17 protein-coding genes are annotated in these 13,401 nt (G+C 42.6%); 15 read left to right on the top strand and 2 right to left on the bottom strand.

Annotated features, from left to right (window positions below; genetic code table 11):
* Positions 1-135: 135 nt before the first annotated feature.
* The 15 genes from AC2HW8_RS00645 to AC2HW8_RS00575 all read left to right on the top strand — a co-directional run bounded on the left by AC2HW8_RS00645 (position 136) and on the right by AC2HW8_RS00575 (position 11,180).
* Positions 136-1,383, top strand: coding sequence for an O-acetylhomoserine aminocarboxypropyltransferase/cysteine synthase family protein (locus AC2HW8_RS00645; RefSeq protein ID WP_117951003.1), 1,248 nt, complete (start codon positions 136-138; stop codon positions 1,381-1,383).
* 5 nt (positions 1,384-1,388) lie between these two features.
* Positions 1,389-2,249 (top strand): 4Fe-4S binding protein, encoded by an 861-nt coding sequence (locus tag AC2HW8_RS00640; protein ID WP_101029430.1) that lies wholly within the window; start codon positions 1,389-1,391, stop codon positions 2,247-2,249.
* The gene (locus AC2HW8_RS00635; RefSeq protein WP_484327006.1) at positions 2,242-2,487 is read left to right on the top strand and encodes a sulfurtransferase TusA family protein; all 246 of its coding nucleotides are present in this window, start codon (positions 2,242-2,244) and stop codon (positions 2,485-2,487) included. Before AC2HW8_RS00640 ends, AC2HW8_RS00635 begins: the two co-directional genes overlap by 8 nt.
* Positions 2,488-2,811: a thioredoxin family protein gene (locus AC2HW8_RS00630; RefSeq protein ID WP_303671584.1), complete on the top strand. Its 324-nt coding sequence runs from the start codon at positions 2,488-2,490 to the stop codon at positions 2,809-2,811.
* 5 nt (positions 2,812-2,816) lie between these two features.
* Positions 2,817-3,023, top strand: coding sequence for a sulfur carrier protein ThiS (gene thiS, locus AC2HW8_RS00625; RefSeq protein WP_015523488.1), 207 nt, complete (start codon positions 2,817-2,819; stop codon positions 3,021-3,023).
* A complete protein-coding gene (gene thiF / locus AC2HW8_RS00620) occupies positions 3,023-3,835 on the top strand; it encodes a thiazole biosynthesis adenylyltransferase ThiF (protein ID WP_302456006.1) in 813 nt (270 codons plus the stop codon). The genes thiS and thiF overlap by 1 nt, the downstream gene beginning before the upstream one ends.
* Entirely contained in the window at positions 3,832-4,242 is a 411-nt protein-coding gene (locus AC2HW8_RS00615; protein ID WP_443954204.1) for a Mov34/MPN/PAD-1 family protein, read from the top strand. The genes thiF and AC2HW8_RS00615 overlap by 4 nt, the downstream gene beginning before the upstream one ends.
* A gap of 12 nt (positions 4,243-4,254) precedes the next feature.
* Entirely contained in the window at positions 4,255-5,166 is a 912-nt protein-coding gene (gene trxB / locus AC2HW8_RS00610) for a thioredoxin-disulfide reductase (RefSeq protein ID WP_484327005.1), read from the top strand.
* 20 nt (positions 5,167-5,186) lie between these two features.
* Entirely contained in the window at positions 5,187-6,869 is a 1,683-nt protein-coding gene (locus AC2HW8_RS00605) for an adenylyl-sulfate reductase subunit alpha (protein WP_296177858.1), read from the top strand.
* Complete coding sequence (locus AC2HW8_RS00600; RefSeq protein ID WP_021883710.1) at positions 6,853-7,167, top strand: 4Fe-4S dicluster domain-containing protein; 315 nt, start codon at positions 6,853-6,855, stop codon at positions 7,165-7,167. Before AC2HW8_RS00605 ends, AC2HW8_RS00600 begins: the two co-directional genes overlap by 17 nt.
* 41 nt (positions 7,168-7,208) lie before the next feature.
* A complete protein-coding gene (cysD, locus tag AC2HW8_RS00595) occupies positions 7,209-8,108 on the top strand; it encodes a sulfate adenylyltransferase subunit CysD (protein ID WP_296177856.1) in 900 nt (299 codons plus the stop codon).
* A complete protein-coding gene (locus AC2HW8_RS00590; RefSeq protein WP_298765433.1) occupies positions 8,108-9,796 on the top strand; it encodes a sulfate adenylyltransferase subunit 1 in 1,689 nt (562 codons plus the stop codon). The genes cysD and AC2HW8_RS00590 overlap by 1 nt, the downstream gene beginning before the upstream one ends.
* Before the next feature lie 169 nt (positions 9,797-9,965).
* Entirely contained in the window at positions 9,966-10,166 is a 201-nt protein-coding gene (locus AC2HW8_RS00585) for a TM2 domain-containing protein (protein WP_021883707.1), read from the top strand.
* A gap of 17 nt (positions 10,167-10,183) precedes the next feature.
* Complete coding sequence (locus AC2HW8_RS00580; RefSeq protein ID WP_101070233.1) at positions 10,184-10,567, top strand: hypothetical protein; 384 nt, start codon at positions 10,184-10,186, stop codon at positions 10,565-10,567.
* A 79-nt stretch (positions 10,568-10,646) separates the two neighbouring features.
* Positions 10,647-11,180, top strand: a complete 534-nt coding sequence (locus AC2HW8_RS00575; protein WP_484327004.1) for a methylated-DNA--[protein]-cysteine S-methyltransferase — start codon at positions 10,647-10,649, stop codon at positions 11,178-11,180.
* On the opposite strand, the gene AC2HW8_RS00570 is transcribed toward AC2HW8_RS00575, so the two are convergent.
* Positions 11,173-12,450: a hypothetical protein gene (locus tag AC2HW8_RS00570; protein ID WP_484327003.1), complete on the bottom strand. Its 1,278-nt coding sequence runs from the start codon at positions 12,448-12,450 to the stop codon at positions 11,173-11,175. The two genes, AC2HW8_RS00575 and AC2HW8_RS00570, sit on opposite strands and share 8 nt — an antisense overlap.
* A 3-nt stretch (positions 12,451-12,453) precedes the next feature.
* The gene (locus AC2HW8_RS00565) at positions 12,454-13,161 is read right to left on the bottom strand and encodes a LytR/AlgR family response regulator transcription factor (RefSeq protein WP_484327002.1); all 708 of its coding nucleotides are present in this window, start codon (positions 13,159-13,161) and stop codon (positions 12,454-12,456) included.
* Positions 13,162-13,401: the final 240 nt, after the last annotated feature.

Genomic DNA, 13,401 nt, shown 5'->3' with positions numbered 1-13,401 from the left:
ATCTTATTAAACCTATTGAAATACTATGATTAATGGAGTATAATCTACCTATATCAATCGAAGCCGTCAGACAAATTCTTACGACGGTCTTACACAAAAGGGTTGGTTGTATGAAATTAAGGGGTTGGTGATATTATGGAGTTTAACACCGCATTACTTCACAAGGGGTTTAACGGTGAAAAGGTTTTTGGCTCAACCTTAACTCCCATATATCAGGTCAGTGCATTTTCGCACAGCTCTGCCGAACAGCTTGAAAAGGTGTTCAACAACAGAGCTCCCGGCTACGCCTACTCTCGAATAGGCAATCCCACGGTAACATCTTTTGAGAACAGAATTGCTTCCATTGAAAACGGTGTCGGTGCGGTTGCGTGTTCGTCAGGTATGGCAGCCGTTACGATGGCACTCCTGAACATTCTTGAATCAGGTGACGAGGTAATAGCAAGCGCAGGTCTTTTTGGCGGAACAATTGATTTGTTTGGAGATCTTGAGCCTTTCGGAATTGTTACACGATATGTCAACAAGGTGACAGCCGAGGAGATTGAACCGCTCATAAACGAAAAAACAAAAGCAGTCTTTGCCGAGCTTATCGGCAATCCCGGACTTGAAATTGCCGATCTTGACGCTGTATCAGAGCTTGTTCATTCACACGGTGTTCCGCTCATTATCGACAGCACAACGGCAACTCCGTATCTTATTCAGCCGTTTGAACACGGTGCGGACATCGTTGTTCATTCCTCGTCAAAGTACATTAACGGCGGCGGAAATTCAATCAGCGGAATAATCGTTGACAGCGGCAATTTTGAATGGAATACGGAAAGATACAAAGGTCTTGCAGAGTACAAAAAATTCGGTCGGCTTGCATATGTTGCAAAGCTGAGAAACGGTATCTGGCGAAACATAGGCTGTTGCCTTGCACCGTTTAATGCTTTTATGAACTCTGTCGGACTTGAAACGCTCGGACTTCGTATGGAGCGTCTTTGTTACAACGCTATTGAGCTTGCAAAGTTCTTTGAAACACAAAACGGAATCGAAGTCAACTATCCGGCTCTTGAAGCTTCTCCATATTACAGTCTTTGTCAAAAGCTGTTGAAGGGAAAAGGCGGTGCAATCCTCACAATCAGGGCAGGAAGTAAAGAAAGAGCGTTTAAGCTTATCAACAATTTAAAGTATGCAACAAATGCAACAAATATAGGCGACACAAGAACACTTGTAATTCATCCGTCAAGCACAATTTACGCTCACGGAACAGAAGAACAAAAAAGAAACGCAGGCGTGTTTGATGACACAATAAGAATCAGCGTCGGCATTGAAGATATTGAGGATTTAAAGTCTGACTTCAAACAGGCTGTAGACAGTATAAATGTGAATGAATCGGAGGAGTAAGAGAAATGGCAGTTGATTATGCTACGCTTAAAAAGGGCGGCTTTATGCGTCAAAAACAGAAAAATAATTTTTCGCTCAGGCTCAGAGTTGTAGGCGGCAACCTCACAGCTAAACAGCTTGCGAAAATTGCCGAGGTTTCGGAAAACTACGGTGACGGTTATGTTCACCTCACATCAAGACAAAGTGTTGAAATTCCTTTTGTAAAGCTTGATGATGTTGAGGCAGTTAAGGACGCACTTGCCGAGGGCGATGTTGAGCCGGGCGTTTGCGGTCCGAGAGTAAGAACAATTACAGCCTGTCAGGGTGAGGCAATCTGTCCAAGCGGTTGTATTGATACATACGCTCTTGCAAAGGAGCTTGACGACAGATATTTTGCAAAGGAACTTCCGCACAAGTTCAAGTTCGGCATAACAGGCTGTCAGAACAACTGCCTTAAAGCCGAGGAAAACGATGTCGGTATCAAGGGAGGAATCAAGGTTTCATGGAAAGAGGACGCTTGTATCGGCTGCGGAGTCTGTGTAAAGGCCTGCCGTCAGGGTGCAATCACTCTTGAGGACGGGAAAATTTCCGTTGACAATTCAAAGTGTAACTACTGCGGCAGATGCTTCAAGGCTTGCCCGACAGATGCGTGGGACACAATTCACGGCTACATTGTTTCATTCGGCGGACTTTTCGGCAACTCAATCAACAAGGGCGAAACAATTATTCCGTTTATCGAAAATAAAGAAAAACTTATGGAAATCTGTGATGCCGCTCTTAACTTCTTTGCAGAAAACGCAAAGCCGAGCGAACGCTTTAAGTTTACAATCGACAGAGTAGGCAGAGAGAAATTTGAACAGAGAATTTTGGAGGTTTACAATGGCTGATTTTGTAATTGACGATACAGTAGATATTACCGATGTGGTATGCCCGACAACTTTTGTAAAGGCAAAGGTTACCCTTGAAGAGCTTGACGAAGGTCAGATCCTTTCAATCAAAATGAATGACGGCGAGCCTGTTCAGAATGTTCCGAGAAGTATCAAGGAAGAGGGACACAAAATTCTCAAGCTCATTGACAACGAGGACGGCACATATGACCTGATTGTTGAAAAGGTTGGTGATTAAATGCCGCAGAGAGTAAGCAAAGACAATTTTCAGAGCGAAGTTCTTTCAGCCGATACACTCGTGCTTGCGGATTTTTATTCCGACAGCTGTATCCCTTGCAAAAGACTTTCACCCGTACTCTTTGAACTTGAAAAAGAGTATGAGGGCAAGCTGAAAATTGCAAAGATAAATGTTAATTTTGATTCCGAGCTTGCATCGGAATATGAAGTACAGGCGGCACCCACACTCGTTTTCTTCAAAAACGGTGAAGAGAAAGAAAGACTCAGAGGTGCGGTCAAAAAATCAGGAATAATCGAAGTGACAGAAAAACTTATTAAGGAGTAATCGTTATGACAATCACAGTTGCAGGAAACAAAAAGGAAGTTGCAGACAATCTTACGGTAGCACAGCTCATTATTGACGAGAATGTTGAAACCCCCGAGTATGTAACCGTTACAATCAATGACGAATTTGTTAAGAGCGGTACATTTGAAGAAACAACCTTAAAGGACGGCGATGTTGTAGAGTTCCTTTACTTTATGGGAGGCGGTCAGTAATGGCATTTTCAAACGAACAGCTTGAAAGATATTCAAGACATATTATTCTTAAAGAGGTCGGCGCAAAGGGACAGAAAAAGCTCCTTAACGCAAAGGTTCTCATTATCGGTGCAGGCGGACTCGGCGCTCCTGCCGCAATGTATCTTGCCGCCGCAGGTGTAGGTACAATCGGAATTGCAGATGCAGACGAGGTGGATCTCTCAAATCTTCAAAGACAGATTATCCACTCAACACAGGATATCGGCAAGCCTAAGGTTGAGTCGGCAAAGGAAACAATGGAGGCTATCAACCCCGATGTTACCGTAAAGACATACCACACATTTGTTACAAGCGAAAACATACTTGACCTTGTAAAGAAGTATGACTTCATCATTGACGGTACGGATAACTTTCCGGCAAAGTTCCTTATCAACGATGCCTGTGTAATGGCTAAAAAGCCTTTCTCACACGCCGGAATCATCAGATTTAAAGGTCAGCTTATGACCTATGTGCCGGGTGAAGGCCCTTGTTACCGTTGTGTATTCAAGAACCCTCCGCCAAAGGACGCAGTTCCAACCTGTAAGCAGGCAGGTGTTATCGGTGCAATGGGCGGTGTAATCGGCAGCCTACAGGCAATGGAAGCAATCAAGTACATCATCGGTCAGGGCGAGTTGCTCACGGGCTATCTTCTTACATATGACGCACTCAAAATGGAATTTCGCAAGGTAAAACTTCCGAGTGACACACACAATTGCGCAGTCTGCGGTGACCACCCGACAATCACAGAGCTTATCGACTACGAACAGGCAGAATGTGACGGTGTTCATTTATGATAAAACTTACAAAAAGCGACTTTGAAAAAATACTTGCTCACGCTGTAAAGGAGCTTCCCGATGAGGCTTGCGGTCTTATTGCAGGAACGGTTGATGTCGGTGACAAGGAGATTAAAAAGGTTTATCTCCTTACAAATATCGATCACTCAAACGAACATTTTTCGCTTGATCCAAAGGAACAGCTTGAGGCAATCAAAGATATGAGAAAGAACGGATTTCTTCCTCTCGGCAACTGGCATTCACATCCCGAATCGCCGTCAAGACCGTCTGAAGAGGACAAAAGACTTGCCTTTGACAGCAAGGCAAGCTATATGATTCTTTCGCTTATGGACAGAGAAAACCCCGTTCTCAATTCATTCAAAATTACGGGAGATACAGCGGAAAAGGAAGAGCTTGTTATAGAGTAAAGGAGGGAGATTATGTACGACATCGTGATTATCGGCAGCGGTCCCGCAGGACTTTCAGCCGCAATTTATGCACAGCGTGAAAACCTTAAAGCGGTTGTGGTTGAAAAAGAATTTATGGGTACGGGACAGATTGCCGAGAGCGAGAGAGTAGATAATTACCCCGGACTTTACGGTGAAACGGGCTTTGACCTCGGAGAAAAGTTCAGAACTCACGCCGAAAAACTCGGTGCTGAATTTGTTGAGGGAGAGGTTACCGAGGTTGAAAGAGTTAACGGTAACCTCTCCGTAAACATTGACGGAGGTGAAAGCCTTGAAACAAAAACCGTAATCTATGCGGCAGGAACACAGCGCAGAAAGCTTGGTGTAAAAGGCGAAAAGGAATTTTCGGGTAACGGAGTTTCTTATTGTGCGGTGTGTGATGCGGCTTTCTATAAGGATAAAATTACCGTGGTAACAGGCGGCGGTGACACTGCTTTGGGTGACGCACTTCTGCTTTCAAGATTCTGCAAAAAGGTTTATCTCGTCCACAGAAGAGATTCCTTCAGAGCAGGCAGAGCCTTGCAGAACAGGGCGTTTGCCACGGAAAATATTGAAGCTCTTACAAATGCAACGATATCTGAAATTAACGGAGATACAAAGGTGACTTCGGTCACACTTTTACAAAACGGAGAAGAAAAACAGCTTGATTGCAACGGTGTTTTCGTTGCAGTCGGAAGTGTTCCCGATACAAAACCTCTTGCAAATCTTGTCAAAACCGACAAGGACGGTTACATTATTGCCGATGAAAGCGGAAAAACCTCCGCAGACGGTATTTTTGCAGGCGGTGACATCAGAACAAAAGCACTTCGTCAGGTCGTTACAGCCGTTTCGGACGGTGCAAACTGTGTGATTTCGGCAGAAAAATATCTTGACGAAAAACAATAACGTCAAGGGAGTGAAATCCTATGAAAACAGAAAAAATAAGCACCGATGTCCTCATTATAGGCGGCGGAACGGCAGGCTGTTATGCGGCTCTGACCATTTCCGAAAATTCGGACAAAAAGGTTCTTATCTGTGAAAAAGCACACATCAAAAGAAGTGGTTGTCTTGCCGCAGGTGTAAACGCTCTTAATGCATACATTGTTGAGGGCAGAAAACCGCAGGACTATGTTGACTACGCTAAAAAGGACGCTGACGGGATTGTCAGAGAGGATTTGCTCCTTACCATGTCCGAAAAGCTCAACGAAGTAACCGACAGGCTTGAAAAACTCGGTCTTGTAATTTTAAAGGACGAGAACGGAAAGTATGTTACACGAGGCAACCGAAACCTTAAAATCAACGGTGAAAACATAAAGCCGATTCTTGCGGACGCAGTCGAAAAGGCAAAGAATGTAACCGTTCTCAACCGTGTTAATATTTTTGATTACTCGGTAAAGGACAACAAAATCAACGGTGCATTCGGATTCGGCATTGAAAGCGGAATTTTCTACACAATCGAAGCAAAGGCTGTCATAATTGCCACAGGCGGTGCGGCAGGACTTTACAAGCCGAACAATCCCGGATTTTCCCGTCACAAGATGTGGTATCCGCCCTTTAACACAGGTGCAGGCTACGCAATGGGAATCAGAGCCGGTGCAGAGATGACAACCTTTGAAATGCGTTTTATCGCACTCAGATGCAAGGACACAATCGCTCCCACGGGAACACTTGCACAGGGTGTAGGCGCAAAGCAGATTAATTCACTCGGCGAGGTTTATGAAACAAAGTACGGACTTACAACTTCCGAAAGAGTTTACGGTACGGTAAATGAAAATCAGGAGGGCAGAGGTCCCTGCTACCTCAGAACAGAGGGAATCACAGCCGAGCAGGACGAATCACTTTTAAAAGCCTATCTCAATATGGCACCTTCGCAGACAATCAAGTGGATTGAAAGCGGAAGAAATCCTTCACGGCAGAATGTTGAAATTGAGGGAACAGAGCCGTATATCGTAGGCGGTCACACGGCAAGCGGTTACTGGATTGACACAGACCGTGCAACCACAATTGAAGGACTTTTTGCAGGCGGTGATGTTGCAGGCGGTTGTCCGCAGAAGTATGTTACGGGTGCTCTTGCAGAGGGTGAAATTGCAGGACTTTCGGCAGTTAAGTATATTGACAGCAAAGAAAGCTTTGAGAAAATCAGCGATGAAGATACAAATTATCATCTCAGGGAAACCGAGAAATATCTCACAGACCGCCATTCACTCTACACCACGGAACAGCTTGAAGAGGCAATGCAGACGGTTATGGACAGCTACGCAGGCGGTATAAAAACAAACTACCGTTTCAACGAAAAACAGCTTGACATTGCCGACTGCAAAATCAGACAGCTTGAAACGCTCACAGATGACCTCTACGCAGAAGATTTTCAGGAGCTAATGTATATCTGCGAGCTTAAAGAAAGGCTTACGGTCTGCAAAAGCGTAATTGCTCACCTCAGAGCGAGAAAGGAAACACGCTGGCACAGCTTTGCCGAAAACCTTGACTATCCCGAAAAGGACGACAGGAACTTTAACAAGTATGTTAATTCCCGTCTTGAAAACGGCGAGATAAAAATTATTATTCGTGACCTTGTAACGGGAGGTGAAAAGTATGAGCATAGTAATTGACAAGTCCAAGTGCATAGGCTGCAAAAAGTGTCGCAATGTCTGCCCCGGAAGTCTTATCAAGACTGACGAAAACGGCAAAGCGTACATCAAATATCCCAAGGATTGCTGGGGCTGCACCTCCTGCATAAAAGAATGTCCCGCATATGCAATCAGCTTTTTCCTCGGTTCCGATATCGGCGGTATGGGCAGTAAGGTTCACACCGAAAAGAACGGAGATATCCTCTCGTGGTTAATTGAAAAACCTCATGGCGAGGTAATTAAGATTGATATAAATCAAAAAGAATCAAACAAATACTAAGGAAACACTTTGTAAGTATTTCCGTGAAAAGGAGATAAGGTATGAGTCAGCTTTCACATTTAGATGAGCTTGAAACAGAAGCTATATACATAATCAGAGAAGTTGCGGCAGAGTGCGAAAAGCCTGTTATGCTCTACTCAATAGGCAAGGACAGCTCGGTTATGCTCCACCTTGCAATGAAGGCGTTTTATCCCGAAAAACCGCCGTTCCCGTTCCTACACATTGACACAACGTGGAAGTTCAAGGATATGATAAAATTCCGTGATGACACAGCAAAGAAGCTCGGAATTGAAATGCTCGTTTACACCAATGAAGAAGGTGTTAAAAAAGGCATCAACCCGTTTGATCACGGTGCGGCTTACACAGATATTATGAAAACACAGGCTCTCAAACAGGCTCTCAACAAATACGGCTTTACTGCGGCATTCGGCGGCGGCAGACGAGATGAGGAGAAGTCAAGAGCCAAGGAAAGAATTTTCTCTTTCAGAAATAAAGCACAGGCATGGGATCCTAAGAACCAGCGCCCAGAGATGTGGAAGCTTTACAACACAAAAATCAATAAGGGCGAAAGCATTCGTGTGTTCCCAATTTCCAACTGGACAGAAAAGGACATATGGCAGTACATTCAAAGGGAAAAAATTGACATCGTTCCGCTTTACTTTGCGGCAAAAAGACCTGTTGTTTACCGTGACGGCAACATTATTATGGTTGATGACGATCGTTTTCCGCTCAAAGAGGGCGAAGTACCCGAATTGAAATCGGTTCGTTTCAGAACACTCGGCTGTTATCCTCTTACAGGCGGCATAGAGTCGACTGCAACAACTCTTGATGAAATTATTGACGAAACCCTCAGCTCCGTTTCTTCGGAGCGTACCTCCAGAGTAATCGACAACGAGGCACAGGGCAGTATGGAACGCAGAAAAAGGGAGGGTTACTTCTGATGAAAGGTTTACTTAAATTTATTACCTGCGGCAGTGTTGATGACGGTAAATCAACACTCATAGGTCACATACTTTATGATGCAAAGCTTATTTATGCCGATCAGGAAAAGGCTCTTGAGCTTGACAGTAAGGTCGGCAGTCGCAGCGGTGACATTGACTATTCGCTTTTGCTTGACGGTCTTATGGCTGAGCGTGAGCAGGGCATCACAATTGATGTTGCTTATCGCTACTTCACAACCGACAACCGCAGTTTTATCGTTGCCGACACACCCGGTCACGAGGAATATACAAGAAACATGGCTGTAGGCGCATCTTTTGCAGACCTCGCAGTTATCCTCATTGACGCATCACAGGGCGTTCTTGTTCAGACAAGACGGCACGCAAGAATCTGTAAGCTTATGGGTATAAGACATTTTGTCTTTGCCGTTAATAAGATGGATTTGGTAAAGTACAGCAAGTCACGCTTTGACGAAATCGTAAAGCAGATTGAAGAACTTAAAAACGAGCTTTTACTTGACGATATCTACATCATTCCGCTTTCCGCAACAGAGGGCGACAATGTTACCGTAAAGTCCGAAAACATTCCGTGGTACAACGGTGTTCCTCTGCTTCAGTATCTCGAAACTGTTGATGTTGATTCCTCGGAGGAGGAAGAAGGATTCTATCTTCCTGTTCAGCGAGTTTGCCGTCCCGACCACACATTCAGAGGCTTTCAGGGACAGATTGAGTCGGGCAGTATCAGCATAGGCGATGAAATCGTAACACTCCCGAGCAATGAAAAGGCCCATGTAAAGCAGATACTTATGACAGATAAGGATGTTAAAACCGCTTTCAAGGGACAGCCCGTTACAATAACACTTGACAAGGAAGTTGATGTATCCCGTGGCTGTGTAATAACAAAGGACACAAATCTTGCGTCCTATCAGGAGCTTACAGCGTCAATTCTCTGGATGGATGACGAACAGCTTACAGCCGGCAAGGATTACCTTGTAAAGCTCGGCACAAAGACTATTTCGGGTATCGTTTCCGAAATCAAGTACGCTGTTGATGTGAACACAGGCGAGCATATCCCTGCCGATTCACTTACAAAGAACGGAATCGCAGTCTGCACAATTCTGCTTGCAGAGCCGATTGCGGTTGACCTTTTCTCAAAGCATAAAACACTCGGTGAGCTTATTTTGATTGACCGTGTGTCAAATATGACATCAGCCTGCGGTGTTGTTGATTCGGTTGAAGAAAAGGCCGATGATGCAAAAAAGGCGTCATTCGTACTCGGCTCACTTGAGGCAAGAGGTGATATCTTTGAAGAGTTTTTCTATGACACTTCAAGCCTTAATGTTCTCAAATATCAGCCTGTTAAGGAAACCTATACAAAGGGGGACATAATCCCTGTTGAGGGCGAAAGCTATAAGTATCCCGACAGCTTTGATATTATAGTTCTTCGTGACAGCGTTGCCGTAAAGGTTCGTGACCGCAAGATTACCGATATCGTTCCGACATCGGAGTACAGCTACGGCGGTGTTCCTGTTGTAAACGGCAGAGGCTTTGAGGTTCTTGCCGACAGCAACGAAAAAATTCAGCAGTTTCTTTCCGAGTATTCAAATCTTAAAAGCATCAACGATGCGGATTTCTTTGCAAAGTGGGTTAAGTTCGATACCTACAGAAAAATTGCAATTCAAAACAGATAACAGGTTTATTCATTTTAACTCATTCGCAGAGGGCATTGTCATTTGGCAATGTCCTTTGTGATTTTATGACTTTCTTGCCGAAAAACTGACATTACTGCCAAATTGTTGCATTTATAATTTTTATTCTGTATAGTGTACTCAACAAATAAATTTAAAGGAGTGCTTACAAATGAGCAAAACAGCGGCGGTACTAATCACATTTTTTCTCGGTGAACTCGGTGTCCACAGATTTATGACAGGCAAAATCGGAACAGGTATCATCTGGCTTTTAACTTGCGGTGTTTTCGGTATCGGTTGGCTTGTTGATTTTATTATGGTTCTTACAGGCAAATTCACGGACAAAAACGGAAATGTCTGGGGTGCTAACTAATCTGAAAGGAAGTTACTATGGCATTCGGAATTAAAACCAAAAACATTAAGACACAAAATTCTTATACGATTGAGAGCTTTTTTGATGCAATCAAAGACAAAGAGTTTACGGCAGGAACTCCGTCACTTACAAAGCATGGAATGGCTACCGTAATAACATTTCCCGCTCTCGACAGTCAGAATCAGGTGTGGATTATGAAGAGCGGTTTCGGCAAGGAAACGCAGAAATTCTCAATTCAAAAGTCCACTCAGGCGGGTATGGACAATGTAGCTAAAAATGCGGCATTGGATTCAATCACAGGCGGGCTTTTCAGCGTTGGCGGAATGGTCAGCGAAAACACAAAAAAGTGTGAAAAACTTGTTGATGCAACCGCAAAAGAACTTTCAGAAATGAATCTGTAACCAAAGTCGGCACGATTTTCGTGTCGATTTTTTCTTGCCAAAAACTGCCTTTAACGGTACAATTAGGTGGGGTGAGATTATGTCTTTTAACGATTACTACAATTCTCCGATTGGCAATATAACTATGGCATCTGACGGTGAGAGCCTTTGCGGTTTGTGGTTTGATGGACAAAAGTACTTTGCGTCAACCGTAAAAGGTGAAACTGAGGATAAAACCCTGCCTGTTTTTGAACAGACAAAAAAGTGGCTTGACATATATTTTTCGGGCAACGAACCCGATTTTATGCCCAAACTTTCGCTTAACGGCTCAGAATTTCGCAAGGCTGTGTGGGATATTCTCCTGACAATTCCCTACGGCTCAGTTATGACCTACGGCGAAATTGCAAAAATTTTGGCAAAACAGCGTGGCGTTGCCAAGATGTCCGCACAGGCGGTTGGTGGTGCTGTGGGTCACAATCCCGTTTCGATAATCGTGCCGTGTCACCGTGTTGTCGGGACAAACGGAAACCTTACGGGTTATGCGGGCGGCATAGACAAAAAAATCAGCCTTCTCAAAATTGAAAAGACTGATGTTAAAAAGCTTATTCAAAAATTCCCGAAAAGAATTAACTAAAATTATTAATTACCAAACCCGTAGTTATTGCCAGTCTGTCATCCGACAGGCTTGTTTCAATTTTACCGCCGTTTTTTTCGGCAAGATTTTTCAAAGTTTTATACGCAAAGCTGTGGTACAGAACATTGTTCTGTGCCTTTTTTATTTCATTTTCAATCGGAAAGCTTATGCAGCAAAAGAGGAATCCAGCCCTTGTTTCTGCTTTTAAGGCGATAATTTGTTTTCCGTTTCCGCAAAATTCCTTTACATTTTCAAACGCAATGTCAATCATATTGTTAAACAAAACGCAGATTTCAAGGTTGTCGGCAGGCACATTTGCAAGCGAACCCTCAAATGTGATTTTAACATTTTCATCTGCATTTTTCTGCTTATCGCTTAAAATCGCATCGGTCAGATCATTGCCCGTGTTGTACAAAATCTGAAATGAGCTTATAATCTCGCTGTCATATTTTTGCAGGAGAGGAAGAACCTCATCATATTTCCGACTATTGATAAGCGATTTTAATCCGATAGAAAGATCGTTATAATCATGCCTGATTTTTCTCAGTTCATATCCCGAAGTCGTAATGCTCTTGTAATAATTAATCTGTGCGTTAAGCTGTCTTTCGTAGATGTCGTTTTCGTGCATATATTGGCTCTTTTTAATCTGATTGTACAAAAGAATAGGTATTGAAAACGAGAATACAATCGACACAATCATTGTCAAAATTTTAAGTGTAGCTGTTCTGTAATCCGATGACGGAATTATGTAATATGCCCCGAAGGTCGCCATACTTCCGCCGAGATAAAGGAAAATCAATATCATAATTATTGTCGGTTTGGTAATTGACTCAACCACAAGCTTGGTCTTGATTTTCAGCGGACTTGACAGCAGTACGAATATTCCCAAAACAATAAGATTTGAAATCAGATTAAAAAACACACTGGTGCTGCTCGCAAATTCGGTTGAATAGATTGAACACAACAATTGATAGATTTCGGATATAAAAAATGTTAATCCCGAAAAGAAGAGCGAAGAGAACAGCAACATCATTTTTTTATTGTATCCAAGTGAAATCGGAAGAAATGTCAATGCAACAAAATGCAAAACCGGCAGAATTACATACCGTTGGTCGCTTTTTATAAAGCAGGCAAACGATGCCGTTGAAATTATAAAAATCAATGACAGGGCAAAATACAGTTTGTACTTGGTAATGGAAAATATTTTTGAAGTAAAATAGAAAATTGCCACAAGCCCTATTACAAACTCCGCATAGCTGTAAAATAGCATAAATTATAACCTCACATAATTTTTTTCAAGAAAATTCATATATGATGTCCGAAAGGATTTTTGATAATTTTTACTGAGATAAGCCGCCTCTCCGTTGCTCAGATACACCGTATCTGATGAGTATGATTTTATATAGTGAAGATTTACCACATAAGAACGATGAGTTCTTATAAAACAATACTTTGGGAGAAGATTTGTAACTCCCGAAAGAGTTTTTGAACAGTGCATGACCTTGGTGTTTAAATGAATGTTTGAGTACTTTCCGTCTGCCTCAATAAAGCAGATTTCATTTGAGTTAATTTTTTTCAATTCTTTATTTTGAATAAGAGTTATCGGATAATTTGCATCTACAATTTTTACATAGTCGTCAATTGCCTTATAAAATTTTGACTTGTCAATCGGCTTTAAAAGAAACCTGAATGTGTTCACCTCAAATGCGTCAATCATAAATTGCGGATAAGATGTCAAAAAGATTATGCAGGACAGCACATTGCGTTTTCTAAGTTTTTTTGCAACGGTCAGTCCGTCTGTACTGCCAAGCTGAAAATCAAGCACGATTATATCGTAATTATTCTCGGAATTCAAAAGCTTTTCACCGCTTTCAAATTCATCAATATCAATAGTTACACGATTATCCTTTGCATATTCTAAAAGCAGTTTTTTAACCTCTTCGGTTATGTGTTTATCATCATCACATAAAGCCGCAAACACATCTTCACCCTCTTACTCCCAAAACAGAATATCTTGCTCCAAACTGTATTTATTTTGCTCTTTTTATCTGTTATTGTGAATTTAACAACAGAATAAAGGGGGAGCAAAAAGTGTTTGATACTATCTTCAGATGGATCTTCGGTTGGCTCTGATGCCTGAAAAATAAAAGGCAATCGTTTGATTGCTTTTTATTTGCAAAGTAATTTCACTCCCGAAAACCGCACTTTTGCTCCTGTTATA

The sequence above is a fragment of the Ruminococcoides sp. genome (assembly GCF_057037865.1).
This window is presented reverse-complemented; position numbering and strand designations above follow the sequence as displayed.

Coding starts and splice junctions, on each gene's coding strand:
- AC2HW8_RS00645 (WP_117951003.1), top strand. CDS start 136: ATGGAGTTTAACACCGCATTACTTCACAAGGGGTTTAACGGTGAAAAG.
- AC2HW8_RS00640 (WP_101029430.1), top strand. CDS start 1,389: ATGGCAGTTGATTATGCTACGCTTAAAAAGGGCGGCTTTATGCGTCAA.
- AC2HW8_RS00635 (WP_484327006.1), top strand. CDS start 2,242: ATGGCTGATTTTGTAATTGACGATACAGTAGATATTACCGATGTGGTA.
- AC2HW8_RS00630 (WP_303671584.1), top strand. CDS start 2,488: ATGCCGCAGAGAGTAAGCAAAGACAATTTTCAGAGCGAAGTTCTTTCA.
- thiS (WP_015523488.1), top strand. CDS start 2,817: ATGACAATCACAGTTGCAGGAAACAAAAAGGAAGTTGCAGACAATCTT.
- thiF (WP_302456006.1), top strand. CDS start 3,023: ATGGCATTTTCAAACGAACAGCTTGAAAGATATTCAAGACATATTATT.
- AC2HW8_RS00615 (WP_443954204.1), top strand. CDS start 3,832: ATGATAAAACTTACAAAAAGCGACTTTGAAAAAATACTTGCTCACGCT.
- trxB (WP_484327005.1), top strand. CDS start 4,255: ATGTACGACATCGTGATTATCGGCAGCGGTCCCGCAGGACTTTCAGCC.
- AC2HW8_RS00605 (WP_296177858.1), top strand. CDS start 5,187: ATGAAAACAGAAAAAATAAGCACCGATGTCCTCATTATAGGCGGCGGA.
- AC2HW8_RS00600 (WP_021883710.1), top strand. CDS start 6,853: ATGAGCATAGTAATTGACAAGTCCAAGTGCATAGGCTGCAAAAAGTGT.
- cysD (WP_296177856.1), top strand. CDS start 7,209: ATGAGTCAGCTTTCACATTTAGATGAGCTTGAAACAGAAGCTATATAC.
- AC2HW8_RS00590 (WP_298765433.1), top strand. CDS start 8,108: ATGAAAGGTTTACTTAAATTTATTACCTGCGGCAGTGTTGATGACGGT.
- AC2HW8_RS00585 (WP_021883707.1), top strand. CDS start 9,966: ATGAGCAAAACAGCGGCGGTACTAATCACATTTTTTCTCGGTGAACTC.
- AC2HW8_RS00580 (WP_101070233.1), top strand. CDS start 10,184: ATGGCATTCGGAATTAAAACCAAAAACATTAAGACACAAAATTCTTAT.
- AC2HW8_RS00575 (WP_484327004.1), top strand. CDS start 10,647: ATGTCTTTTAACGATTACTACAATTCTCCGATTGGCAATATAACTATG.
- AC2HW8_RS00570 (WP_484327003.1), bottom strand. CDS start 12,450: ATGCTATTTTACAGCTATGCGGAGTTTGTAATAGGGCTTGTGGCAATT.